Origin of the sequence: Herbaspirillum aquaticum (genome assembly GCF_002213425.1) — a bacterium.
Classification (GTDB): Bacteria; Pseudomonadota; Gammaproteobacteria; order Burkholderiales; family Burkholderiaceae_D; genus Herbaspirillum; species Herbaspirillum aquaticum.
Window position 1 is genome coordinate 1 of record NZ_NJGV01000028.1, and the last position, 20,760, is coordinate 20,760.

The window sequence follows — 20,760 nt, forward strand, 5'->3', positions numbered from 1 at the left end:
AGCTATTTCGCTTCTTCTTTGCTTCACTCATTCTCGTCATCCCTTCCAGGACGACAGCTTAAATCAGTGTCTCAAATTCGGGGTCCACTTTATACATCAAAGCTGCTGCGAAATCGGGTGTAATACCAATGCCAGCCACTGATGTCGTAAAACAACCATAAATTGCCTTTAGCGAGTCCTTTGAATACCGGATCGATAATGGGTAGACGATTGCGACAAAACGGATCTGAATAAAATGACCCCATATATTGCTATTGATTCTCAAAACCTGATAGATATAGACTAACGATGGCTCTCCGTAAATGCGAGGGGGGGAAGGCTTGGGCCTGCCCCTGAAACGCTTGAGCGCTGCAAGAAAGCGGAGCGTTAGCCGAGTCACATTACCGGGAAGAAGCTAGCTGAAGAGGAGGGATCAACCTTGCCAAGGTTCCAACAACTCTTGCACTAGAAGAAGAGAAAAGAAAAGGTTATAATCGCGCTCCTTCAGCTGATGTAGCTCAGTTGGTAGAGCAACTGATTCGTAATCAGTAGGTCGACGGTTCGATTCCGCCCATCAGCACCAGAACAGAAGCGGCTTGCAGCGATGCAGGCCGCTTTTTTCTTGAGGCATCGGGGCCAAATTGGTGCCAGTCTCAGCAGAAACGAAAAAAAGCCCCAAGCCTCCACGTGGGAAGCTCGGGGTATGGGTCACGGCGGGGGAGCGAGGCCGTTCTTGATAATCACTTGTTGAGCAAGTCGTCCAGTTTCGAACCCGGCTGCAATGCGCTCTTTGAAGCGGTCAATAGCTCGTTGAAGGTCTGCTCCAACCATTCCAGGGTCGGGATCGGCCGCATTGCTTCCGGGGGCGCCTGAAATCGCTCCCGCTCCGGGAGTTGCTCCGTCGCACCAGGCAGCGCCGAGGCGCAGCCGCTCAGAGCGAGCAAGGCGGTCAGCATAGTCAGAAAGTTTCGCATCGTAGTCTTTCTTCATGAGAGCCCTGTCGGCCGCGAACTGCGCCTTCAAAGCTTGGTTTTCGGACTCGCGGCTTTTCACCGCCTGCGCTTCCGCGGCTTTCCGGCTTGCCTCCTGCAGGTCCCACTTCGCCTGCACGCGGCCGGCACCGTGGATCTCGCAGCCGAGGCAGAGCGCCACCAGGGCCAGAATCCAGTAGCACCAGGACGGGACGATGCGCAGCAGAGCCAGGACGCTCATGCCAGCATCCCGCCGGCGGCAGCGAACTGCGCGCGCAGGATCTCCAGCTTGTTTTCGCGCTGGCCATAGCCCGCGCCCGGCAGCGAAGCCCAAATATTCCGGACCTTGCTGACCGCGATATCGAAGCGCCCGGCGTCCACGTCAGCGAGGGCGCCGCGCTCCTTGATCTGCTGCAGCGCGATGGCGTCCTGGCTGGTAGGCGAGAAGTCCGGCAGGTTCAGTTGCTTCTTGTAGGCGTCGAAGTAGCGGGCCAGGAGCTGGTAGCGGCCGGCGGCCGTCGAGGACAGCGTCGGATTGAGCGCGATCAAGCGACGCGGATGGTCGGCATAGCTGTTGAACAGGATGGGCTTCCATGGCGTGGAGCCCACGATGACGTTATAGCCGTTGTCGGAGACCTTCAGCAGCGCCGCGCCGATCTCGCTGAAAGCCAGGGTGTCGAGAAATGCCTTGCGGTTATCCATTTGACTTGCTCCATAGGCGCTGACGCGCCGCCAAGTACATCCAGGGAACAGCGAAGAGGCCGGCAAAGCCGACATTTAGCACCACGTAGGCCATTTCAGGCTTCAGCATGTAGCCGAACAGTGGGCCGAGCAGGATGCCGCTCTCGCCAGCCACGACGAGCGAAAAAAACAGCCGGTCAAAATGATGCTCGGCGGCCGGCGTCATCTCATTGAGAGCGCACAGGGCGCGCAGCAGGATCAGGCCCGCGGCCACGAGATTGATAATCAGCAGGTAATGGGTCGTCATTCGGTAGCTCCTGGTTGCGGATTACCCCCTCCGAATCGACTTTGCAGCTGCTGCAGCGCCAGCGGCACCAAGGTCTGCGAGCACACCCCGATGGCGAAAGCGCTGAAAAACCGCATTTGCTCTGGTATTTTTGCGGTCCACTCGAAATAGGACGACTGCGCCGCCCAGGCCATGGCCACCGGGCCGCCGTAGGCCGCCACCAAGGCGCTGGTGATCAGCGTGATGGCCATGCGCAGCAGCGGCGTCTGCCGACTGAACGACAAGGCCACGCAACCACCGAAGATCCCGGCCAGCAGCAGGTCATACTGCAGCCCGAGAAACGATCCGGTCAGTGTGACCGTGCCCACAGCGACGGCGTACCCCGTCGCCGCGCTGGTTGTTGGTTCTGGCATTGAGCCCCCAAAATGAAAAAGCCCGCGCTAGGCGGGCAAGAGAGTCGATGTACCGGTTACAGCTTGGCGCGCAGCGCGGCAATCTTGCTTTCCACATCCTTCAGCCAGCCGCCATCCGTCCCCAAGATGGCATCCCGCAGTCGGCGCTGGGTAACGGTCGCCTCCAACGCCAAGATCTGCGCCAAAACCACCTCCCTCGCCGAAATAGGCGCAGCATCCAAAAGGATGGGGAATCCATTTTCATCCGCAGAGATGATCTTCCCTGCGGCCTGGCCGTCTAGCAGTTGGCGGTAGACGTCATCGCCAATCTCGATAGCATCTTCCGGCATGCCGTCGAGGTTGATCTTGGGATCATAAAAACCGTTGGTCGATTTCGAAAAGAACATATCAATATCCGATGGCAAAGAAGGCAGCGTTGGAAGGGTTCTGCGAAGAGTTGCTGTTGGTCACGGTGAAGTTTGAGGTCGTTTTCCCGTTGACCGTGACCCACGCTGCCGCCCCACTGCTGCCGACAACAATGGTCTGCAGGTTCGCGTTAGGGAAGGTCAGCGGAAGGGTGATGGTCGTGTTCGTATTGACCGCGAGGCTTGATGTGGATCCCCATTGCAAGATGACACCACCCAGCCAGGATGGGAGCTTCAAATATCCGTTAGACCCCAGATTGACAGCGAACCCGGCCGCCGTTGCGATTGCGGACATCGCGCCACGCACCCAGCTCGTGCTGGGAGGATTGACGCTACTGTCTGCATAGGTTGGGTCGGAGGTGGGGGTAACGACATTCGCAGACCGGACGTATCGCGTATCGCCCGTGGTCTGGCTGATCTTGTCGCCCAGGCGCTCGCTGATCGCCGGTGCGGAGCTGTAAGCGGTGATGTTGCCGGAAGTGATGGAGGTCTGGCCATTAGCGACGGTCACCACCGCGATACCGACATATCCGGAATCCGGGGACGGCGTGACCTGGCTGCCGGTGGTGGCCGAGATACCTGCTTTGGCGCTCAACACCACGGAACCCTGGCGGAAAGTGTTGCTGGTCTGGCCGGAGTTGTTCGGGCCGTTATAGGGAACACTCGGGTTCGAGTCGTTGTAGAACTGCAGCACCACCGGTGAAGTACCGTTGGTCGGGTCCACGCTGATGTCGGTCTCCTGGAACGTGGCCTGGATCAGGTAGTTGATCGACTGGCCGGAAACGCCGGGCGCGGCGATGGTGATCAGCGTGGCGTCCAGGCTGATGCCCTGCTTGACAATCTGGTGCGTGGTGTCGGCGGCCAGGGTGCCATAAACCGTCTGCTCCAGAGCGGTCTGCATGTAGATCTCGCCGGGCGCAACGCTGACCTGCATCGAGGCGGGCGCGGTTGGGCTCACGGCCAGGCCGTTGAATTGTGTGGTAGTGCCCAGCACAGCCGCGCTCAGCTTGCCAAGTGCAACCATGTTGTCTTGGGCGGGACGGGTGAACAGCCATTCGTAGATGGATTGTCCGATCTGGGTAATGGGGCGGCGCATTGGCTCTCCAAAAGAAAAAGGCCGCTCAATGGCGGCCCGAAGGGATGTTTGGTGCTGCTGGAATGGTTACTTGATGGCAGTCCACATGATCGTGCCCACAGGCTTGACCGCGCTGATTGCCTCGTAGATATCCTCATCGGTGGCCGAAGTGGTCACCAGACTGAGTGAGTTCGTGTATGAACTGGCGAGCGGCTTGTTCAGTGCCGCCACTTTTGGCGCAGCGCAAAATGCGCCTCCGGCCGCCGTTCCTACCGCTGCAGGCCGGTAAGCCGTGATCATCGCGGTGTACGGCACGGCCAGCGAGCCCATGCGGGCCACGCCACAGTAGCCTTTCGAATGCGGCGAGTTCAGCGCGCCGGTGTCCAGCGGTCGGTTTGGCTCGAAGATGTCCGGCGTGTTGCCGGTGATCTCTTCCAGCACCTTGACCATCGCCGCTCGAGTGCCACGCTCCCGGAACAGGTTGATGATGATCCGGTTTCGGAATGAACTGTCGCCCTGCCCCTTCTTGCGCAGCAGCGTGTTGCCGAAGAAGTCGGCCGCGATCATGTCCAGCCAGCCATCGGTGGCCCACTTGATGCGTGTCTGCAGCTTGGCGTAGGCCCAGAGCGTATAGACAAAATTCAGCGCATAGGCCGCGCCCCACAGCAGGCCATCGAGGATTGGCGTGTCACCTGTGAACCAGCCATTCGGCAGCAGGTCCTTCAGCCGCTTGAAAACGTCGTTTTGATCGCCTGTCGCCATCATGCCACCGCAATAGTCCCGGCTTTCGCCGTCTGCTTGGCCGTGATGGCCAGGTCCGAAGTGCCGCCGTTCAGTAGCAGCGCGCTCACGTTGGTCACGCCAGGCGAGGCGCCATATGCCACCGTTGCCAGCTTGGTGTAGCTCAGCGAGTTGCCGAGGCCCAGAGTGTTGATGTAAGTCTGCAGCGCGGCCTCCACCAGCGCCACCACATCGGCATGGATGTACCCCGTGGCCGTGGTGATCGTCATGGAGACGTTGGCCGTGACCTGGCTTGGGCCATAGATGCCATATGTGACAGACAGCGGCCGCGTGGCCTCGACCGCGTTGCCGGCGCTGGCCAGGAACGTGCTGCCAGGGTTGCCGCTGCCATCGTCGACCACCGCATAGAAGTAGCCCGGCTGGGGGGTGCCGTTGTACGCCTGGTTTTCCACGATAACCGCGCTGACGTTCTGCTGCAGCGACAGGAGCGCATATAGCACTGCGGCCTTTGTGGCCTTGGACAGGCTGTTGATGTACTGGATGAAGCGCGCGCGGAAGTCCGCATCAAGCTCGGCATCCTGGCCATTCGTCAGCCCGGCGGCGTTCGTCACCGTGTCAATGCCGGTGATCGCTTGGGCGATGGTGTTGATCGTCCCGGCCGTGACGTTACCGGCCACGCCGGCCGTCACTGCCTGAATAGGCACGGTCAACGAGCTGATGCCGTCGGCCAGCACATAGCCGCCCTGGCCGGCGTCATAGGCTGCATTGGTGGTGTCGGCCGTCACGGTGTATTGCTGCGTGCCGTCGCCGGTCTGGATCAGCGCGCCCACCGGCACCAAGGCGGTGCCCGAGGCAGTAAAACGCGAGAACGTGGCCGATCCGGTTGCGGCCACGGCCGCTAAGCGCGTGAAGTTGTAATCGGCCATCCAGGTATCGAGATCGCTGCCGCTGGCCGTCGACGCCCGGGTCGTGACCAGCAGCGCCAGCACGAGGCCCTGCAGCCAGAGCGCCACCGATGCGACGGATTCGACCGCCGCGCGCAATGTGGAGCCGATGGTCATGTCCACCAGCGCGGTGGACTTGCCTTGGATGGACGCCACCTGCTCCTGCACCAGCGTCACGAAATCTTTGCTTGATAGGCTCATTTGTTCACGTCAAAGGCGAGATATACGGGTTTCTTGGTCTGGGCGTCGTTGTAGCGGATCGAAACGCTGACGCCCCCGGTGATCGGAACGACGTCAATCTGCGGCGCCGGGGAGCGGGCCACGGCCGACTCGCGCAGGATCTGGCCGCGGATCAGCGCACGGATCTTCGAGACGTCGACCACCTCGCCAACCTGGCGCGGCAGGCCGGCGCCATAGTCCAAGTGAAAAAGATAGTCGCCCGGCAGATCGGGCGCGCCGTTCTGGCCCGGGGCGGAGGGGTTAGTCAGCAGGCGCCGCAAGACGCGCTGCTGGCCCAGCTCCGTGCCGTCGACGCCCAGCAGGTCGCCGGAGGCGGACGCCGAGAGATCGCCGCTCCAGTAGTGGTACAGGTCGGACATCAGGAAGCCTTTACTGTGCTGGTCATGTGGGAAGAATCAGCCTGCTGCTGGGGCGGATCAGTCTGCACGCCGCTGCCGTTGCTCTTATGCGTGTGGCCGTTGAACAGCGAAGCGAACGCCGAAGTAAGCACGCTCAGCAAGCTGGCACCGTCCGCGCCCAGGTTGATCTGGGGAGCCGTCACATTCGCCGCGCCGCTGGCCACGATATTCACCACCGGGGTCGTTACGTCAATTTCTGCCGCACCGTTGACCGAAATCTTCCCGTCGCTGGTGAACTTCAGGAAGCTTCCGGTCTTGTGCACCATCCAGAACTCGCCGGACGGCACGGCCATGGGCCGGTCCTGGTCATCGAAGAAGCGGCTGCACACAAAACCGCTGTTTGCGTTGCCTTCCTCGAAATGGACGTCGACCTGGTCGCCGATGGACGGCGCGAAGATCACGCCCCAATCGTTGCCCACGGCAGCGGCCGCCAGCGAAAGCCAGCCGGTTTCAACGTCCTCCGGCTGAATCCGCACTTTCACGCTGTACTTGTCCGGGTTGTAGCTGCTGACGATGCCCTTCCGCGGCTTGGCCTCGGTGCTGCGCTCCATCGCCGCCTGCAGCCGCATTGCATTGGCCAGCGCACTCATGGCGCCACCGTGGAATCTGGCGCATGGTTCTTGGCATGCAGGTTCATCATGTATCCCTCTTCAAACGACATCCGGCGCGTCACGCTGTCCGGGTAGTAGGTCTGGTCCCAAGCCGTGTCTGTCCCGATCACCTGCACCATGGTGTCGATCCCCAGAATGTTGTCGCCCGGCAGCGAGGCCGTCAGCTTCATCTCGTGTGCAATCAGCTCGGCATAGATGGACTGCGCACGCTGAAGCGCCTGTTCCTGCGTCAGCCCCGGGATGGTGTAGGTGTAAATCTGCGTCCCGCCGAACGGCTTGGCCTTGCCGGCTTGGGTCGAGTTGCCCTTGCTCGGATAGGTTGCCGTAAAGCTCTTTTTCCCCTTCGACAAGAACGAGCGCACCACAACCTGGATGCCGCGCGAGACCGTCAGGCCCCGGGTGAATCGCAGATCCATGAAATTGCCGACTGGGTAGCCTCGGTCGCCTTCTGGGGGCTGCCACTGCAGCACATAGGGCGTGGCCTTTGGGTCCGGCTTCGGCCCGAAATAGAGCGTTTTGCCGCGCACGTAGACTGCGAATTCCTCCAGGTGCGCCAGGTAGTTCAGGATGTCCCACTCGCTGCGCTGGTCGGTCATCGTCACGTTGTCGATGTCGTAATACGTGCCCACCTTTGTGGTGGTAGGCGTAACCATCGGCGTCAGGCCGCGGCGCACGGCCAGGTCGGTGGCGATCTGCGAAGCCGTCTTGTTCGGCCACTTCTCGGTGGTCTTGGCATCGATGAATTCCGATGTCAGGTCACGCCCGATCAGGTCGATGCGCCCGCGCACGAGATCAAACTCGACCTCATCCACCCGGCCATAGACCATGCTCGTCAGGTCCGTGGTGCGGTAGTTATCCGCGTTCGGCGGGAAGCCTGCGAAGATTTCCACAAATGCCGTGGTGAGTTCGGAAAACCAGCGCGCATTCCGCTCTGCCGGCAGCATGTTCTTCAGGAAGGTGATGCGGAAGGTGTCCGCCGCGTAGAAGCTGTTGCTTTCGACCTCCCAAGACAGCCATCCATCAATGAGCGTTTCGTTCAGCTTCACGGCCCCGCGCGGCTGCCTTGCCGAAGGCTGCACCGGAAGCACATTCAAACTAGGCATTCAGCACCCCATTCGGCGTTTGATTCAAGGGCGGCACCACGATGGTGTTCACACCGGTAAGCTGCGGATCGGTCAGGCCATTGGCAGCGAGCAGCGTTGTGAACCCCATGGCATCGCCATACTCGTCTGCGGAGACGCGCAAGAGGTTGCCGCCGGCCTGCGTCACGGTCTTGGTTCCGGCATTGATGTTGCCCAGGTTCTTGCCCATCCGGCCCAGCGTCACGTCCATCTGCTGCAGCACCGGAATCTGGGTTGCGGCCGTGGCCTGGCTCAAGATCCGCCCCACGTTCGTGGAAATCGGGTTGTTCGGCAGGATGCCGCCCAGCGTGGTCACGCTGCGCACTGTGTTGTTGACGGAGGTAAATAGCACCTGCACGCGCGCACGCACCGCATTGAGCGGCTTCACGATGCTGTTGATCGTGCTGGTGGCCGCCTTGGCAATGTCGCTCACCGTGCTGATGGCAGTGTTCAGGCTGGAAACCAGCGAGGAAAGCGTTGGGTCGCCGATTTGGTCGGCCAAAGCCGTCACGCTGGCCGCATCATCCCGGGTAAGGTCATCAACCGAAGCCGGCGCCTTCTCCGTCACTGCGCCGCTCAGGTCCGCCACGATCTCGACCGTGATCTGATAAGGGATCTGATAGAACCGCTCGAAATCGGCCTTGAACTCTCGAACGAGAACCCGATACAGGAACTCCGACCAGATCAGGTCAACCGCACGGCCCTCGTTCATGATGTTCTGCACGTAGCGGGCTCGGTAGGCCGCCGTCGTCCCACGAAACAGGCCGCCCCAGGTGATCGGCGCAGGGTCGCCAAAGGGAGAATCGTATTGCCCAGTTCCAGCAGCACGTTTCGCCACTTGGCATGGGCGTCCAATTCCTGGCCCCGAAGACTGTTCTTGCCGAGGGAGTACAGAGAGTCAACCCCAGCAGCTTTTTGCGCGCGTTCAATATAGAGATTGGCGATTTTCTCTTCGCGTACAAACTGGTCCGCCAGGTTCGAAGCGGTTCGGATACCAAGAATCTGCGCCAAGGCGATATTCAACTTGTCGCCAGTCAGGCCTTGCGCCATGAGCTGCGGAACAGCTACCTGGTTGACCCACTTGAACGGATGCTGAATAAATAAATCCGCATCCTTGATACCCATCGCATCAACTCGCTTGATGTGTCCAGTAGTGCCGTAATGGAGTGCGGCTGGGTTCAGAAGGCCATACTTCGACATATCTTCAGCAGTACGCTGACTCATGCGCCCCATTGCCCAGTTCTGGAACATGGACATCGAAGAAGTACCGGTGCGCGATCCGCCGGATTCCTGCATGAAGTGACCGAGGCCGAAAAAAAACATCTCATCAGCCATCAATTTTGTCGAGACGCCGCCGGTCTTCATTGCAGCGAGATAGTCAGATGGAGTCACAAGGCCGCCGCTAGCCACGAATGCCTGCGTCATCTTGTCGATAACGCGCTGGAACTTGGCTGGGTCAACATGACCCGTTGCCTTATCAATCAAGGCTCCTCGCAATTCGGAAACCTTCAGCGCATCTTGGAACATCCGTTCAAAATTTCCACCTTGGCCGCCGCCCATCACCGATTCAATGCCGAATCGCATTTTCCCGAGCGTCGGCAGCACTTCTTTCGCATGCTCAAAATCGCCCATCATAGTGGTAGCGTCCCGCAGCATCACCAGGTTGTCGCGCGCCGACTGTCCCATGATGTCCATGCCGCGTGCAAATTTGACAGCATCGGTGTTCACTGCATCACCCAAGCCCAAAGCCTTGAACTTTTGAACTTCGGTTTCAAATTTCTTTGCCTCGTCCAGCGGGCCCTTGAGCAGTGAGAGCCCCATGGTTCCGACGCCGGCCATCAATCCGCCGGCCAATCCAAGGTTTTTGATAGACTTCAGGCGCTGTTCCAGCTTGTTTGCGTCGGCTTCGGTCTTCAGGAAGTCCTTTGACAGCATGGCAAGTCCATAGCTGGCATGATTCAGCAAAGAAATTTTTACGCCAATCTTGAAAGCTTCAAACATTTCTTTCCCTTATGAAAAAAACAGCCATTGCTATGTTCATTTCTGTGGCCGCAGCACTGTGTGCAAGTGTATTTGCGGCAGTTATTGAAACAGATGCCTCTACAATTCGAAGTGACTATGCTAAGAACCCCGATAAAGCCCAGCAAAAATATTTACAGAATCTGGTCAAGATAAAAATTAAAGTCATGCGATCCAAAGATCAAACCGTGACCGGTTGCCGTTCTTGTTGATGTAGGACCACCACCGCTTGTAGTTCTTGTGCCAAGCGACACCCTTGAACTTGGACGAGCAACCTTCGCGCGGCCTGTGGTTCGCGTTGTTCAGGGTTCTGGACGCCTCACGCAAGTTGCTGCGGCAGTTGTTCAGCTTGTTCATGTCCGCATGGTCAATTTCATTCCCAGGCGATGGCGTCATCAGCTCCTTGTGCATGTAGATGACACGCTTTCGCCCGCTTGGCTCAACTGCCCTGCGGATCGCGTAGCCGTTGTGAGAGACGTGCCAGCTGTACTGGCTGACGAAGTCAAAATCCTCGTCGTCAACCAGGACCTCTGCACCGCTCTTGAGCCTCAGTGTCTTCATGCCGAGCCTGCTGCGAGGCTGGCCCGTGTTACCACCGACTGGCCGGCCTGCATGTTGACGATCAGCTTTTCAGCGATGCCCAGGTAGCGCGCGTTCAGGTCGTCTTGCAGGTAGCCCTGCGCGATGCGGTTCGGAGGGTTGTTGGTCAGGTCGCACTTGTTGTCGAAGCTGTCCAGCATGCCCTGGTCAATCATGTTCTGCATGAAAGTACTGATCGTTGCATCCACCTGGCGGCGCAGCGGATCGTTCTGCTGCGTCGATTGCACGCGGCCGACGAACTTGCCCATGGCGCTGTTGAGCGTGTAGGCGATGTAGTTCGTCATGCGGGTGTAGTTGTCGCCGTTGATCACCTGATTGCTGCTGGTGTTGTGGCCGATGCGCACGCCGAACATGCTGCCGGCGGGAATCGGGTTGGTGATCAGGTCGATGCCGGCTTGGGCCAGGGTCTGCAGTTCTGCGCTGCTGTATTGCAGGTTCTGCATGCTCTTCTGGGTGCCGACGATGCCGAACAGCTGCTTGTTCAGGCTGGACTGCTCGGGCGACAGGTTCGCCAGGCAACCCGCCACGAAGCCCTGTGGCGAGACCAAGCGGGTCACGTTGTTCACGGTGTCCTGCCAGTAGACCCAGTCGCCGAAGAGCAGCTTCATGGCGTAGCTGTCGATGCCGGCGGTGGCCTTGGTGCTGACCGCGTTGGAGATGGTGTCACCCGCGGGACCGACGCCGATCATGTAGACGCCTTCCTTCTCACCGAACGCCACCTGCGTGGTCCAGCTGGTCGAGTCGTCGCAGTCGGCCAGCAGTGCGATGCTGGTGTAGGTGTTACGCAGCGCGTACATGCCCTTACGGGGGATGGTGTCCTGGCCCAGCAGCACCGAGCTGGTGATGGTGGTTGCGCCATCGGTACCGCCGGTCAGGCTCAGGGTGGCCGCAGTCGGGGCGGTGGTGCCGACGCCGGCAGTAGCCACGATGATCTGTGACGGGCCGCGCAGGCCGGACTGGCCCTGGTTGATGGCGGCGGCAATGTTGGCCCACAGCGCAGCACCGGTGCCGGTGATGTTGTCGAAGGTCTCGGGCTGGCGGTTCGGCATCGAGACGACGGCGCGCCAGGAACTTGCGGCCGAGCCGGTCGACAGCGTCACCTGGATGCCGTTGCCCAGCGTGCCGGTGTATTTCGAGGTGAAGGTGATGCAGTTGGTCTGCACCACGACGGAGGCGGCCACGTCGGTACCATCGGTCACGCGCACGCACTTGAAGTTGTTGGCGCCCTGCAGCACGGCCAGGGCAACCTGCGTGCCCATGTCGTACTTGCGGTTCTGGACCGCGCCGAAGGTCTGCGAGTAGCCATTCATGTCGCCGATGGTGGTCGGCGCATTCACCGGTCCCCACTGGGCGGTACCGACGATGCCCAGGATGTTGGTGGGCAGGCCATTGATCAGTGTGTTCTGCGGCGGCAGGATCTGGACATAGATGTCCGGGACGATCAGGGCCGTGGTGTTGATCGAGCCCGCTTGGGAAACCGGCATTGGAGCCTCCGAAAAGAAAAAAGGCCGCGAATGGCGGCCTCAGAAACGAAAAAGGCCGCGCTGGGCGGCCCTTATGGGGATTGCTGGTGGTTACTTGCTGTCGGCGGTGTCGGTCGCCACGGCATTCTTGATGCTGGCCGCAGGGATCGGCGCCGGCGCGGTGTCATCCGGTACGCGCACCACGAAAGCGGCCTGTTCGCTGGCCAGGATTGCGTCGATGGCGGCCTGGTCGGTGATTTCTGCGCCTTGGGCATAGCCGCCAAAGGCCTGGGTTGCAACGAGTTTCATGGAATGGTCCTCAAGTCGAGATATTCACGTCGATTCCGCCGACGATGGTTACGTTTGCGTCCAGCACGGTGGTGCCGGTGGTGCTCTGGGTGGTCATGTAGTCCACCGCGAACAGCACATGGCGGCGGTAAATGCGCTGTTTCTGCATGCTGTCGTCCTGCATGCTGCGGCTGTAGTGCAAGACGCCGACGGAGCCGTCCGTGAGCGCCGCGCGTGACAGCGGGCTCAGAGCTTGGTCAATCGCCGCGCCCAGCTGATCGCGCTGTGCGTGGCCACTGGCCCAGGCCGTCATCTGGAAAACCTTCTGCTGCCGGCGCAGCGCGCGGGTCATCGTGCCCGACGTGCCCACGCTGGCGGCCAGCGTCTTGGCCGAAGGGACCGTCACGGCCGCGCCGTTGGATGTGGCCGGGACGTCGGCGCTGATGAGCGTGGCCAGCGCGGCGGCAATGCCCGACAGCGTGCCGCCGTTCTGCGCCGCGACGATGTAAGCCGTGCCGTTGACCGTGATGGCGACGTTCTGGCCAGCGCTCACGGTGCCGGCGAGCGTCACAACCTGGCCAGCGACGGATGCGGTGATAGTCGCGGCGGCCAGCGTACCAGCCTGCCAGTCACGCTGCGTCACCAGCAGCTGCTTTTCCGTATCCAGCGGGTAGATGCTGATGTAGCCCCACCCTGCGCGCAGGTCTGCGTCAAGGTCTTCTGGCTGCGGCCAGCCGGCGAACACCTTCGCCTTGGAGTTCACCACCGGCGAGACCGGGTTCGAAGTCCCGTTCGGGTATAGATAGGCCGCGAGCTCGGCCACCAGCATGTTGCTGACGTCGGATAGGTCAGCCATCGCTGATTTCACCTTCCAACTCGACTACCGGCTGCGAGAATGTGATCGTTGCTTCGCCGATACGGCCGTCAGCATCAATACCCCAGCTGATGCTGGTGATGATTCCATCGATTTTTTTTCCATCGGAATCAAACACATGAGTGCCTTCGGCTGTCCCATCGCTGATGATCTTGATGTTTTTCATGCGTGAAGCTCCGTGCAGGTCATGCGCCAGCCCATGTCAGTGAGCTCGGCGCCCTGGACCGCATAGCGCCGGCCCATGTCGTCAGTGAGGATGTCCGCCGCCGTGATCACGACCGAGGCCGGGACCGAAGGCGGCAGAATGATGCGCCAGCCGATCTGCTGCACGCTGCTGGGAATCTCGCTCAGGTTGCGCTCGCGCTGCCCGAACAACAGGATGCTCGCCGGCCAGCCCGTGGCACCCACCGCGCCAGAGCCGCCCAGCAGGATGGTGTCATCGCTGGTGCCTGACGGGCCGCCATAGTCGACCGCGCCGGCGCCAGAGGCAATCGAGGTGCGTGTCAGGAACACCTTGCGGTTGCACTGCACCAGTTGGATCGGCAGGTGTAACTGCTGGCTGGCGATGAAGAACGTGCCTTGCGGCCCGACCAGATAATCACCCTCCTGCGTCTGGCTCGCGTCGAACAGGCCATACCAGACCGCGATGCCGTACTTATTCGGCTTGCCGTAGGTCATGTCGGCCGCGTTGAAGCTGGCCTTCAGCGTCACGCCGGCCGTGGCCAGCGGGTTGCCGGTACCGCTCGGGCGGTATTGGACGTTGTCCAGGCCCAGGCGCAGGGCGGCCTTCGCATACCCGCTGTAAATCTTGCTCTGGAGTTTGAGGGCGTCCATGTCATGCGTCTTCCAGCGTCAAGACGTCGATGCCGACGCCGCAGAACAGATCTAGTTCGATGGCCACCTCGACCGCGCGCTGGGCATCGCAGCCCAGATGCATGGCCGCCAGCGCATAGTCGCGGCCGCAGCCCCATGCGCCGCGCACGTCCTCGATGACTTCATAGTGTGGCGTAGTGCTGTAGACCCTGATTTCCCTGTCGTTGGTCACCATCACCGCACTGGCGCCGTATTCCGAGTCTGCCGGCTTGGCCGGAAACTCACCATCTGCCCTGGCCGTCTTGAACCAGTTCAGCAGCGCCCGAGCATGGGGGCCGTCACCCATCAGGCCGACAATCCCGTCATGCAGCCGGAAAATCTTGGTGACCTTGTTCCGCTGGCCGCCCACCGTGCTCTGCTTGTCGGCTGCAAAGCTCTTGCCGTCCCACACCAGCACCGTCATGCTCGCTCCAGCTTCACCGTGTTGCCGCCGGCATTCAGTCCCGGGCCAGGCTTGAACCCGATGAACCGGCACAGCTCCAGCCGGATGACTACTTGGAAAAAGCATACCGCGCCATGATTGCCGCAGCACCGGCGAATAAGGAGGGATAAGTGAGCGATACCGAATTTCTTGCCAAGCGCAACGAGCATTGCCGTCAAATGCTTCAGCAGATCAAGGACAACCCTGCTAACGAAATGGAGGCCGCTTTTCGCGAGCATCACTTGGTCGGCATGAGCGACCCGAAATTGTGGGGCGAAAACCTGCCTTCCGTGGTGGGCTATGCGCTACAGATGTTTGAGGAAGGATGGAAAGCAAAAGAAGCTGCCAAGTCAACAAAGGAAGTGCTCGAGCCACCGACTGATGAGCAAATTCTTGCCATTCGTAGGGAAGTGGCTGAGCAGTATGTATCTCAACGACCAGGAAATTCCTGCTAACCGCATAAAATCTTTCAAGAAAAATAGATAAGCTTGATCTGAGTCAATTCGCATGCTGAATTCACCAGGCTGAAACGCGAGGATTTGCGATTTTCAGGCAACAACATCAACGTGGATTGTCTGCGCAAGGAATCAATCAATGCGTACGGTGACCAACCGCCACTGCGCCGCTGCCAATCCCGGCACGCAGGAATCAAGCGGGGATAAGCTCTCCCGCCAGCATTTCCCTGGCACACCTCAGGGCTTGCGCGAAGCTTGGATGCTCTATCCGGGGTTGACCCAATTCCACTTCCACCGCGTTACGCAGCATCAGCCTTGCCTGCGCCTCATTGACACCACCGGAGAAGCTGATATGGGCAACCGCATTCGAAAGGACCTGCCGCATCCTGTCCGTGAATTCCACTGCGCTGACCGAGAGATAGGCAACATTCTTGACCAGAATCATGTGATGGCTGACCGCTAAAGCTGTGGCGCTCATGGCTGCCTCCCCGGAGATAGTGAGGTCAAGCATAGTGCAGTCGCTTTCTGCCGAGCATCGGGAAATCCCTGAGATATCCCGAGGCGATATCGAATGCCTGCGCCAGGAAAAAGGGGTTCCGGACATTCGCCTGGAACCCCTTTCTGATTGGCTACGCGAGCCATAGGCCTGTCGCTCGCAAGCGATGCTAGGCCTTCGCCAGCGGCTTCATGCGAAAACTGATCCCCATGCGATTGATGGCATTCATGGTGGCGATCACGATGGAGAGTTCGACCAGATTCTTTTCACCGAAGACAGCCAGGGCCGCAGCATAGGCATCGTCGGAAGCATGCGTCTGGCTGACCAGCGTCACTTCTTCCGCCCAGGCCAGTGCGGCCCTTTCCTGATCGGAGAACAGATAGTCCGCCTCCTCCCACACCGGCACCAGGACCACCTTGTCGACCGACATCCCGCCTTTGATCAGGTCGCGCGTGTGGATGTCGATACAGTGCGCGCACCCGTTGATCTGCGACACCCTCAAAAAGACCAGATGTATCAACTCATCCGGCAAGCCGGTGCCGGTGGTGACGTAGTGATGAAGCGCGCCTACAGCCTTGGCGCCCTCGCCGGAAATGTGAAACCAATTTGGACGTTTCATGAATTCTTCCTTGAAGTTGGGTTGAGCGGATGGATTTCCAAATCCCGCCGCACTCAAGACGGCTGAACGACGCAGCCTGTGACAACTTCAACAAGAATTCTTTGTTTAATTTTTTTTAGCCAAATGGAAGCCAGTATTCGCCACCAGTGAATACTCCCCGCGCAACCCGATCCGTCCTGCGCAGCCAGGCAAGCCTACGAAGCAGCAGACTCCGGCGCCGGCGATCCGCCAGGACGGGATCGCCCGGCCGCCTCTATCGCCTCTGCGAAGATTTCATGAATGCTGCGTGCCGTGAACGCCGGAAGCATGGATTCCGGCGCGCCCGGGCCACCCCCGCCGCCAAGGCCGGGCAGAAAATCAGACGTCCTGATTTCCACCTTTCCCTGCCCCTTCAAGGCTTGTGCGATCTCTTCGAGTCGCTGCTGCGGATTCAACGGGGCTTCGCTGAGGCCAGGAATGGCATTCTTTATGGATCCATAGCCGCCCGCATCATTGACCTCGGCAACCAGCTGGCCGTTGACCAGTACCTGCCCCACCGTCTGGTAGGCATGCTCCCTCGCATATTGCGAGTTCAGTGCGTTGCGGGCCGCCTCCTCTTTGGAGCGGACCTCCATTTCCTTTATCAGGTTTTCCGGCATCTGATAAACGGCGAGGTCCAGGGAGCTGAGCAGCGTGGCCGTACCAGTCAAGCGATACGGGCTGGCAAGCTCATCCTTCTGTGCTTCGCCCACGCTGGCTTTCTGCAGGGCTTCGGCAGAAATCGTGACCTTGGTGGAGGCACCTGCCTGTCTTGCATCAGGATCTGCTGCGGCCTGGGGTGCTGTCGAGCTCAACTTGCTTGCTGCCAGTGTCGTGGCCTGGGTGCCGGAAATCATCATCGCATTCTTTCCTTTGAGAAATGCTTCGATACCCGCTTTCGCGGGGGAGACATCTAGGTTTTCCAGTATGAGAGGGAGGCCGCGCAGTCAATCGTGTGAGTAAAAATGATTTTTTACCTCAATTCACTGCAAGGGTGTGCAAGGGCATGCCTTGCTGCTCACGATACAGCTTTAGCCCCGCCCTGCCCCAGCAATTGCAAACCCGTCCTGCGCACGAAGCTCTCATAATCCATCGGCGCTCCCACCTCGGTATCAGCGCGATTGGCCTGTATATACGCCCAGGTCCGGCCATTGCTGGCGTCATACACCAGCTTGAAAATACGGGACGGCACCGCGATATGCCCGCGTCCGATCGTGCTCGGCGCGGCATCAAACAAAGGGCCGGTAAATACGAAGACATCGCCCCGCGCGCGCATGACGTACTTGCGCGTATCACGCTCGACCTTGGACCACGGTCCTGAATTGTGCTTCTGGTTCTGCGGGACCATGTTGGCCAGCGAGAAGCTCTGCGCCATTGCCTCCGGCGTGGACATGTCACCGGCCGGTGCCATGTGTCCCCGCGCATAGCCCGATCCCCGGTAGTCCTCCAGTTCGGCACGCTCCGCACGCGGCAACCGGGCCTCGGCATAGAAACGGTCGGTGCGGTGCTGCTCGCGCGCATTCACCAGTGCGGCGCGATTGAGGCGCTCCACGACCACTAAAGGGGTCTTGGTCTGGCTGTTGTAGAGCACGGCGAAAGCGCTGAAACACAGCTCCCGCAAATGCGCTCCCGCAGGCAATTGCGCAGGATGTGCACCAGGGAAGAACTGCGGGCATTGGGCAAAGCGCGTGACGGTGGGTCCGGGATCAGCGTGCCGCACCGGGGCGGGCGCGTCCTCGACGGGCAGTTCGAGGTGCGGCAGGCTGAATCGCTCGCGCAGGCCATCGGCCAGTTGCGGGTTCAGTACGCAACTGGCAATGCCGAAGACAAGGATCGTCGTGCTGGTGAATGAAATCAGGAAACGGCGGAATGCTCCCGATCGTTTCTGCTTGCTTTTGCTGGAGGTGGCCCGCTTGCGCGGCGCTGCCTTTTTCTGTCTGGTTGCCATACGGGCCGCATGGTAACTTGCCGCGACATTTGTTTCCAGTTCATCAGGAAAACCCCGATGGCATTTCCGGCTGTGACTTTTACACTTGGAGCACTGACGGACTGCGTCCAGCCTGGCAAGAAAAGGACCGCAGCAGTCGCAGTAAAACACCGATATAAAAACCAAGGCCTGTTCCGATGCCATCCGCAAGATGACGAGGAACGGGCCCCGAACAACACATCAGGTCCCAGAATGGCACTCCTTGACATGCTCTCGTTTTTCTCCCGCCTCAGCAGAAAGAAGGCTGACATGCTCGGCCAGCTTGCCGCCATCAACAAGGCACTTGCCGTCATCGAGTTCAGGCTGGATGGCACCATCATCCAGGCCAACCAGAACTTCCTGGATTTGATGGGCTATACCCTCCCCGAAATCAAGGGCCAGCATCACCGCATCTTCGTCACGCCCGAAGAACGCGATACGCCGGAGTATGCGCAGTTCTGGCAGAAACTGGGACGGGGTGAATTCGACCAGCGCCTCTATCGTCGCGTCACGAAATCAGGCGCCGTGGTCTGGATCCAGGCGACCTACAACCCGATCATGGATGCCATGGGGCGTCCCTTCAAGATCGTCAAGTACGCGCGGGACGTCACGCAACAGCAACTGCAGGCCGCCGATTTCTCCGGGCAGATCACCGCCATCAACAAGGTACGCGCCGTCATCGAGTTCGATGTGGATGGCACCATCCTGCACGCCAACGAGAATTTCCTGCGCGCGGTCGGCTATTCCCTCGCGGAAATCGTCGGCAAGCATCACGCCATCTTCGTCGAACCATCCGAGCGCACTTCCAGGAACTATCAGGAATTCTGGAAGCGCCTGGGCGCCGGGCAATTCGACGCCGGCCTGTATCGACGCGTGAAAAAGAATGGCGATGCCTTGTGGCTGCAGGCCAACTACAACCCCATCTTCGACATGAGCGGGCGCGTCTTCAAGGTGGTCAAATATGCCACCGACGTGACCATCCAGACGCAGGCCACGCAAACGCTGCAGTCCGCTGTAGGCGGACTGTCGGAGGCCCTCAACGCCGGCTCGGCCAGTGCCCGGCAAGCCAACGACCTGGTCAAGGCCACGTCCACCATCGCCCAGCAGGGCGGCGCCGTGATGGAGGAGGTCGTCAACAAGATGGCAGCCATCAATGCGAGTGCCGCCAAGATCACCGAGATCGTCGGCGTGATCGACGAGATCACCTTCCGTACCAATCTGCTGGCCCTGAATGCGGCCGTAGAGGCCGCACGGGCCGGGGAGCACGGGCGCGGCTTTGCCGTGGTCGCCGGGGAAGTACGCAGCCTGGCGCAGCGCACGGCGGCATCGGCCAGTGAAATCAAGACCTTGATCGAAGGCTCGGTCAATGAGGCCAGGCAAGGCACCGAGCTGGTCAAGAATGCCGGCAAGACCATGAACACCATGGTCGATTCCATCAGCGACATCACCGGCATCATCGAAACCATCAGCACGTCCGCCACCAACCAGACCAATGAGATCGCACAGGTCAATGAGGCAGTGAGCCAGCTGCAGGTCTTGATGAAATAAGCCGCCCGGTCCGGGCAGGACGCCAGGCGGGACCCTGCAGGGAGGCAAGCGGGCAGCTTGTATGGATCATGTCTGCTGGACCCGCATACAAGGCCTTGGTTAGAATGCACAGGACACTGTTACCGAGGCAGTGACTCACCTCTGCTACTTTCAGATTCGCAAAGCTGGCACCGGATTGTTCCCCCAGCGAATCAAAGGCCAGACATCATGGATTGGGTTCCAATCGTCTTCATCATCTTCAAGGTAGCCGTGCTTGGCATCGGCATGTTCTACGCCATCAAATGGCACTACGACCAGGGCAGGAAGGGCAAGCAGGCAGAACAGCGCGCCGTTCTGCGCGCCAGCGGCAAGGTGGCCGTGATCTTCGTGGTCTCGCTGGTGGTCCTGGGCGTGGCGACCATGTTCATCTCGCGCATGCTCGGACTGGAGCTGACTTTCCCGTAAGCCGGGAAGCGCAGCCGCTTATGCCGCCGGCCGCCTGGCCAGGGCCAGTACCATCCCGAAGAAGACCATCATGCCGCCGCTGATGCGGTTCATCCAGCGCAAGCCGCGCGCGTTCTGCATCAGGCCCTTGAGCCGCGTTCCCGCGTAGGCATAGGCCGCAATGGCCACCAGTTCGAGCGCCAGGAAGATCGCCCCCAGGGTGAGGAAACTGGATAAATAGTTTTCAGGTACCACGAACTGCGGGAAGAAGGCCGTGAATACCAGGATGGCCTTGGGGTTGCCGATGGCGACCAGGAACTCCTTGCGCACATAGCCGGCAATACCCTGCTGCGCTTCGAGGCGCTGGCCACCCACTTCCGCCTTGGCAAGGAAGAGCTTGCATCCCAGCCAGACCAGGTAAGCCGCACCGAGCAGCTTGACCACCGTGAAGGCCATCTGCGAGGCCATCAGCAAGGCCCCCATGCCCACTGCCGCCACCCCGATCATCAAGGCGAACGCCACCAGGCGACCTGCTGCCGCGAGCAGCGCATGGCGCAAGCCATGGTGCGCACCGATGGTGATGGAGAGCAGGTTGTTGGGCCCGAAGGCCATGTTCAGCGCAAAGCAGGAAGGGATGAACAGCAGCAGGCTTTCCAGGGGCATCGCGGATCCTCGTTCAGGGTGTGGGAGGTTTGTCAGCAAATCCGTCGGCATGCCCGGCCGCCCGCGCACATCGACGAAACGCACATTCTAGCGCGCGCTGACACGCAGATGACGCATCTATTCTTACGCTTCTGTCAGCGCGGTTTTCCCATGATTCAGGAAACGACTGA

29 protein-coding genes and 1 tRNA gene are annotated in these 20,760 nt (G+C 60.2%); 4 read left to right on the forward strand and 26 right to left on the reverse strand.

The genetic code is table 11. The annotated features are described in order from the left end of the window. Positions 1 to 89: 89 nt before the first annotated feature. On the reverse strand, positions 90 to 245 hold the full coding sequence (locus CEJ45_RS25395) for a DUF2515 family protein (RefSeq protein ID WP_420913318.1): 156 nt from the start codon (positions 243 to 245) through the stop codon (positions 90 to 92). A gap of 241 nt (positions 246 to 486) precedes the next feature. On the opposite strand from CEJ45_RS25395, the gene CEJ45_RS22110 reads away from it, so the two are divergent. Beyond that, positions 487 to 562 (forward strand) — tRNA-Thr (locus CEJ45_RS22110). 125 nt (positions 563 to 687) lie between these two features. Here CEJ45_RS22110 and CEJ45_RS22115 read toward each other — a convergent pair. The 20 genes from CEJ45_RS22115 to CEJ45_RS22210 form a co-directional block, all read right to left on the reverse strand. Then, complete coding sequence (locus CEJ45_RS22115) at positions 688 to 1,191, reverse strand: hypothetical protein (protein ID WP_088757207.1); 504 nt, start codon at positions 1,189 to 1,191, stop codon at positions 688 to 690. Further along, complete coding sequence (locus CEJ45_RS22120; protein WP_088757208.1) at positions 1,188 to 1,652, reverse strand: glycoside hydrolase family 24 protein; 465 nt, start codon at positions 1,650 to 1,652, stop codon at positions 1,188 to 1,190. The genes CEJ45_RS22115 and CEJ45_RS22120 overlap by 4 nt, the downstream gene beginning before the upstream one ends. Beyond that, positions 1,645 to 1,938, reverse strand: coding sequence for a hypothetical protein (locus tag CEJ45_RS22125; RefSeq protein ID WP_088757209.1), 294 nt, complete (start codon positions 1,936 to 1,938; stop codon positions 1,645 to 1,647). Before CEJ45_RS22125 ends, CEJ45_RS22120 begins: the two co-directional genes overlap by 8 nt. Beyond that, a complete protein-coding gene (locus CEJ45_RS22130) occupies positions 1,935 to 2,330 on the reverse strand; it encodes a putative holin (RefSeq protein ID WP_088757210.1) in 396 nt (131 codons plus the stop codon). Before CEJ45_RS22130 ends, CEJ45_RS22125 begins: the two co-directional genes overlap by 4 nt. Before the next feature lie 56 nt (positions 2,331 to 2,386). After that, positions 2,387 to 2,716 (reverse strand): hypothetical protein, encoded by a 330-nt coding sequence (locus tag CEJ45_RS22135; protein ID WP_088757211.1) that lies wholly within the window; start codon positions 2,714 to 2,716, stop codon positions 2,387 to 2,389. Between the two features lies 1 nt (position 2,717). Next, positions 2,718 to 3,830, reverse strand: coding sequence for a gp53-like domain-containing protein (locus tag CEJ45_RS22140; protein ID WP_088757212.1), 1,113 nt, complete (start codon positions 3,828 to 3,830; stop codon positions 2,718 to 2,720). A gap of 66 nt (positions 3,831 to 3,896) precedes the next feature. Further along, a complete protein-coding gene (locus CEJ45_RS22145) occupies positions 3,897 to 4,574 on the reverse strand; it encodes a hypothetical protein (protein ID WP_241517408.1) in 678 nt (225 codons plus the stop codon). Then, positions 4,571 to 5,695, reverse strand: a complete 1,125-nt coding sequence (locus CEJ45_RS22150) for a baseplate J/gp47 family protein (protein WP_088757213.1) — start codon at positions 5,693 to 5,695, stop codon at positions 4,571 to 4,573. Before CEJ45_RS22150 ends, CEJ45_RS22145 begins: the two co-directional genes overlap by 4 nt. After that, positions 5,692 to 6,093 carry a phage tail protein gene (locus CEJ45_RS22155; protein ID WP_088757214.1) on the reverse strand — a complete coding sequence of 134 codons (402 nt, stop codon included), beginning with the start codon at positions 6,091 to 6,093 and terminating at the stop codon, positions 5,692 to 5,694. The genes CEJ45_RS22150 and CEJ45_RS22155 overlap by 4 nt, the downstream gene beginning before the upstream one ends. Then, positions 6,093 to 6,722 carry a phage baseplate assembly protein V gene (locus CEJ45_RS22160; RefSeq protein ID WP_088757215.1) on the reverse strand — a complete coding sequence of 210 codons (630 nt, stop codon included), beginning with the start codon at positions 6,720 to 6,722 and terminating at the stop codon, positions 6,093 to 6,095. Before CEJ45_RS22160 ends, CEJ45_RS22155 begins: the two co-directional genes overlap by 1 nt. Beyond that, entirely contained in the window at positions 6,719 to 7,789 is a 1,071-nt protein-coding gene (locus tag CEJ45_RS22165) for a hypothetical protein (RefSeq protein WP_241517409.1), read from the reverse strand. The genes CEJ45_RS22160 and CEJ45_RS22165 overlap by 4 nt, the downstream gene beginning before the upstream one ends. 49 nt (positions 7,790 to 7,838) lie before the next feature. Continuing rightward, a complete protein-coding gene (locus CEJ45_RS22170) occupies positions 7,839 to 8,588 on the reverse strand; it encodes a hypothetical protein (protein WP_141107039.1) in 750 nt (249 codons plus the stop codon). Then, entirely contained in the window at positions 8,573 to 9,865 is a 1,293-nt protein-coding gene (locus tag CEJ45_RS22175) for a hypothetical protein (RefSeq protein WP_088757218.1), read from the reverse strand. The genes CEJ45_RS22170 and CEJ45_RS22175 overlap by 16 nt, the downstream gene beginning before the upstream one ends. Positions 9,866 to 10,048: 183 nt before the next feature. After that, positions 10,049 to 10,444, reverse strand: coding sequence for an HNH endonuclease (locus CEJ45_RS22180; protein WP_088757219.1), 396 nt, complete (start codon positions 10,442 to 10,444; stop codon positions 10,049 to 10,051). Then, positions 10,441 to 11,967 carry a phage tail sheath C-terminal domain-containing protein gene (locus CEJ45_RS22185; RefSeq protein ID WP_088757220.1) on the reverse strand — a complete coding sequence of 509 codons (1,527 nt, stop codon included), beginning with the start codon at positions 11,965 to 11,967 and terminating at the stop codon, positions 10,441 to 10,443. The genes CEJ45_RS22180 and CEJ45_RS22185 overlap by 4 nt, the downstream gene beginning before the upstream one ends. A gap of 90 nt (positions 11,968 to 12,057) precedes the next feature. Further along, the gene (locus tag CEJ45_RS22190; RefSeq protein WP_088757221.1) at positions 12,058 to 12,255 is read right to left on the reverse strand and encodes a hypothetical protein; all 198 of its coding nucleotides are present in this window, start codon (positions 12,253 to 12,255) and stop codon (positions 12,058 to 12,060) included. A 10-nt stretch (positions 12,256 to 12,265) separates the two neighbouring features. Next, the gene (locus CEJ45_RS22195; RefSeq protein WP_088757222.1) at positions 12,266 to 13,090 is read right to left on the reverse strand and encodes a hypothetical protein; all 825 of its coding nucleotides are present in this window, start codon (positions 13,088 to 13,090) and stop codon (positions 12,266 to 12,268) included. Next, positions 13,083 to 13,274 (reverse strand): hypothetical protein, encoded by a 192-nt coding sequence (locus CEJ45_RS22200; protein WP_088757223.1) that lies wholly within the window; start codon positions 13,272 to 13,274, stop codon positions 13,083 to 13,085. Before CEJ45_RS22200 ends, CEJ45_RS22195 begins: the two co-directional genes overlap by 8 nt. Beyond that, positions 13,271 to 13,942, reverse strand: a complete 672-nt coding sequence (locus CEJ45_RS22205) for a hypothetical protein (RefSeq protein WP_088757224.1) — start codon at positions 13,940 to 13,942, stop codon at positions 13,271 to 13,273. The genes CEJ45_RS22200 and CEJ45_RS22205 overlap by 4 nt, the downstream gene beginning before the upstream one ends. 1 nt (position 13,943) lies before the next feature. After that, positions 13,944 to 14,384, reverse strand: a complete 441-nt coding sequence (locus CEJ45_RS22210; RefSeq protein WP_088757225.1) for a hypothetical protein — start codon at positions 14,382 to 14,384, stop codon at positions 13,944 to 13,946. Between the two features lie 149 nt (positions 14,385 to 14,533). On the opposite strand from CEJ45_RS22210, the gene CEJ45_RS22215 reads away from it, so the two are divergent. Continuing rightward, positions 14,534 to 14,857 carry a hypothetical protein gene (locus CEJ45_RS22215; RefSeq protein ID WP_088757226.1) on the forward strand — a complete coding sequence of 108 codons (324 nt, stop codon included), beginning with the start codon at positions 14,534 to 14,536 and terminating at the stop codon, positions 14,855 to 14,857. A gap of 193 nt (positions 14,858 to 15,050) precedes the next feature. Here the strand turns inward: CEJ45_RS22215 and CEJ45_RS22220 are convergent, their stop codons facing one another. The 4 genes from CEJ45_RS22220 to CEJ45_RS22235 form a co-directional block, all read right to left on the reverse strand. Then, entirely contained in the window at positions 15,051 to 15,335 is a 285-nt protein-coding gene (locus tag CEJ45_RS22220; protein WP_141107040.1) for a hypothetical protein, read from the reverse strand. Positions 15,336 to 15,522: 187 nt separating this feature from the next. After that, the gene (locus tag CEJ45_RS22225; RefSeq protein WP_088757228.1) at positions 15,523 to 15,972 is read right to left on the reverse strand and encodes a carboxymuconolactone decarboxylase family protein; all 450 of its coding nucleotides are present in this window, start codon (positions 15,970 to 15,972) and stop codon (positions 15,523 to 15,525) included. Between the two features lie 194 nt (positions 15,973 to 16,166). Further along, positions 16,167 to 16,850 (reverse strand): hypothetical protein, encoded by a 684-nt coding sequence (locus tag CEJ45_RS22230; RefSeq protein WP_088757229.1) that lies wholly within the window; start codon positions 16,848 to 16,850, stop codon positions 16,167 to 16,169. 158 nt (positions 16,851 to 17,008) lie between these two features. Beyond that, the gene (locus tag CEJ45_RS22235) at positions 17,009 to 17,938 is read right to left on the reverse strand and encodes a DNA/RNA non-specific endonuclease (protein WP_088757230.1); all 930 of its coding nucleotides are present in this window, start codon (positions 17,936 to 17,938) and stop codon (positions 17,009 to 17,011) included. Between the two features lie 288 nt (positions 17,939 to 18,226). Here CEJ45_RS22235 and CEJ45_RS25320 point away from each other — a divergent pair, with 288 nt between their 5' ends. Continuing rightward, the gene (locus CEJ45_RS25320; protein ID WP_088757231.1) at positions 18,227 to 19,504 is read left to right on the forward strand and encodes a methyl-accepting chemotaxis protein; all 1,278 of its coding nucleotides are present in this window, start codon (positions 18,227 to 18,229) and stop codon (positions 19,502 to 19,504) included. Between the two features lie 207 nt (positions 19,505 to 19,711). After that, positions 19,712 to 19,948 carry a hypothetical protein gene (locus CEJ45_RS22245; protein ID WP_088757232.1) on the forward strand — a complete coding sequence of 79 codons (237 nt, stop codon included), beginning with the start codon at positions 19,712 to 19,714 and terminating at the stop codon, positions 19,946 to 19,948. Positions 19,949 to 19,966: 18 nt separating this feature from the next. On the opposite strand, the gene CEJ45_RS22250 is transcribed toward CEJ45_RS22245, so the two are convergent. Further along, the gene (locus CEJ45_RS22250) at positions 19,967 to 20,590 is read right to left on the reverse strand and encodes a LysE family translocator (protein WP_088757233.1); all 624 of its coding nucleotides are present in this window, start codon (positions 20,588 to 20,590) and stop codon (positions 19,967 to 19,969) included. Between the last annotated feature and the right edge of the window lie 170 nt (positions 20,591 to 20,760).

What these genes read in the sequence shown, in the direction of transcription:
- CEJ45_RS22135 (WP_088757211.1), bottom strand. Translation starts at nt 2,716, where the DNA reads ATGTTCTTTTCGAAATCGACCAACGGTTTTTATGATCCCAAGATCAAC.
- CEJ45_RS22210 (WP_088757225.1), bottom strand. Translation starts at nt 14,384, where the DNA reads ATGACGGTGCTGGTGTGGGACGGCAAGAGCTTTGCAGCCGACAAGCAG.
- CEJ45_RS22235 (WP_088757230.1), bottom strand. Translation starts at nt 17,938, where the DNA reads ATGGCAACCAGACAGAAAAAGGCAGCGCCGCGCAAGCGGGCCACCTCC.
- CEJ45_RS25320 (WP_088757231.1), top strand. Translation starts at nt 18,227, where the DNA reads ATGCTCGGCCAGCTTGCCGCCATCAACAAGGCACTTGCCGTCATCGAG.
- CEJ45_RS22185 (WP_088757220.1), bottom strand. Translation starts at nt 11,967, where the DNA reads ATGCCGGTTTCCCAAGCGGGCTCGATCAACACCACGGCCCTGATCGTC.
- CEJ45_RS25395 (WP_420913318.1), bottom strand. Translation starts at nt 245, where the DNA reads ATGGGGTCATTTTATTCAGATCCGTTTTGTCGCAATCGTCTACCCATT.
- CEJ45_RS22145 (WP_241517408.1), bottom strand. Translation starts at nt 4,574, where the DNA reads ATGATGGCGACAGGCGATCAAAACGACGTTTTCAAGCGGCTGAAGGAC.
- CEJ45_RS22150 (WP_088757213.1), bottom strand. Translation starts at nt 5,695, where the DNA reads ATGAGCCTATCAAGCAAAGATTTCGTGACGCTGGTGCAGGAGCAGGTG.
- CEJ45_RS22205 (WP_088757224.1), bottom strand. Translation starts at nt 13,942, where the DNA reads ATGGACGCCCTCAAACTCCAGAGCAAGATTTACAGCGGGTATGCGAAG.
- CEJ45_RS22225 (WP_088757228.1), bottom strand. Translation starts at nt 15,972, where the DNA reads ATGAAACGTCCAAATTGGTTTCACATTTCCGGCGAGGGCGCCAAGGCT.
- CEJ45_RS22220 (WP_141107040.1), bottom strand. Translation starts at nt 15,335, where the DNA reads ATGAGCGCCACAGCTTTAGCGGTCAGCCATCACATGATTCTGGTCAAG.
- CEJ45_RS22120 (WP_088757208.1), bottom strand. Translation starts at nt 1,652, where the DNA reads ATGGATAACCGCAAGGCATTTCTCGACACCCTGGCTTTCAGCGAGATC.
- CEJ45_RS22115 (WP_088757207.1), bottom strand. Translation starts at nt 1,191, where the DNA reads ATGAGCGTCCTGGCTCTGCTGCGCATCGTCCCGTCCTGGTGCTACTGG.
- CEJ45_RS22155 (WP_088757214.1), bottom strand. Translation starts at nt 6,093, where the DNA reads ATGTCCGACCTGTACCACTACTGGAGCGGCGATCTCTCGGCGTCCGCC.
- CEJ45_RS22160 (WP_088757215.1), bottom strand. Translation starts at nt 6,722, where the DNA reads ATGAGTGCGCTGGCCAATGCAATGCGGCTGCAGGCGGCGATGGAGCGC.
- CEJ45_RS22180 (WP_088757219.1), bottom strand. Translation starts at nt 10,444, where the DNA reads ATGAAGACACTGAGGCTCAAGAGCGGTGCAGAGGTCCTGGTTGACGAC.
- CEJ45_RS22130 (WP_088757210.1), bottom strand. Translation starts at nt 2,330, where the DNA reads ATGCCAGAACCAACAACCAGCGCGGCGACGGGGTACGCCGTCGCTGTG.
- CEJ45_RS22200 (WP_088757223.1), bottom strand. Translation starts at nt 13,274, where the DNA reads ATGAAAAACATCAAGATCATCAGCGATGGGACAGCCGAAGGCACTCAT.
- CEJ45_RS22250 (WP_088757233.1), bottom strand. Translation starts at nt 20,590, where the DNA reads ATGCCCCTGGAAAGCCTGCTGCTGTTCATCCCTTCCTGCTTTGCGCTG.
- CEJ45_RS22140 (WP_088757212.1), bottom strand. Translation starts at nt 3,830, where the DNA reads ATGCGCCGCCCCATTACCCAGATCGGACAATCCATCTACGAATGGCTG.
- CEJ45_RS22190 (WP_088757221.1), bottom strand. Translation starts at nt 12,255, where the DNA reads ATGAAACTCGTTGCAACCCAGGCCTTTGGCGGCTATGCCCAAGGCGCA.
- CEJ45_RS22175 (WP_088757218.1), bottom strand. Translation starts at nt 9,865, where the DNA reads ATGTTTGAAGCTTTCAAGATTGGCGTAAAAATTTCTTTGCTGAATCAT.
- CEJ45_RS22125 (WP_088757209.1), bottom strand. Translation starts at nt 1,938, where the DNA reads ATGACGACCCATTACCTGCTGATTATCAATCTCGTGGCCGCGGGCCTG.
- CEJ45_RS22195 (WP_088757222.1), bottom strand. Translation starts at nt 13,090, where the DNA reads ATGGCTGACCTATCCGACGTCAGCAACATGCTGGTGGCCGAGCTCGCG.
- CEJ45_RS22230 (WP_088757229.1), bottom strand. Translation starts at nt 16,850, where the DNA reads ATGATGATTTCCGGCACCCAGGCCACGACACTGGCAGCAAGCAAGTTG.
- CEJ45_RS22245 (WP_088757232.1), top strand. Translation starts at nt 19,712, where the DNA reads ATGGATTGGGTTCCAATCGTCTTCATCATCTTCAAGGTAGCCGTGCTT.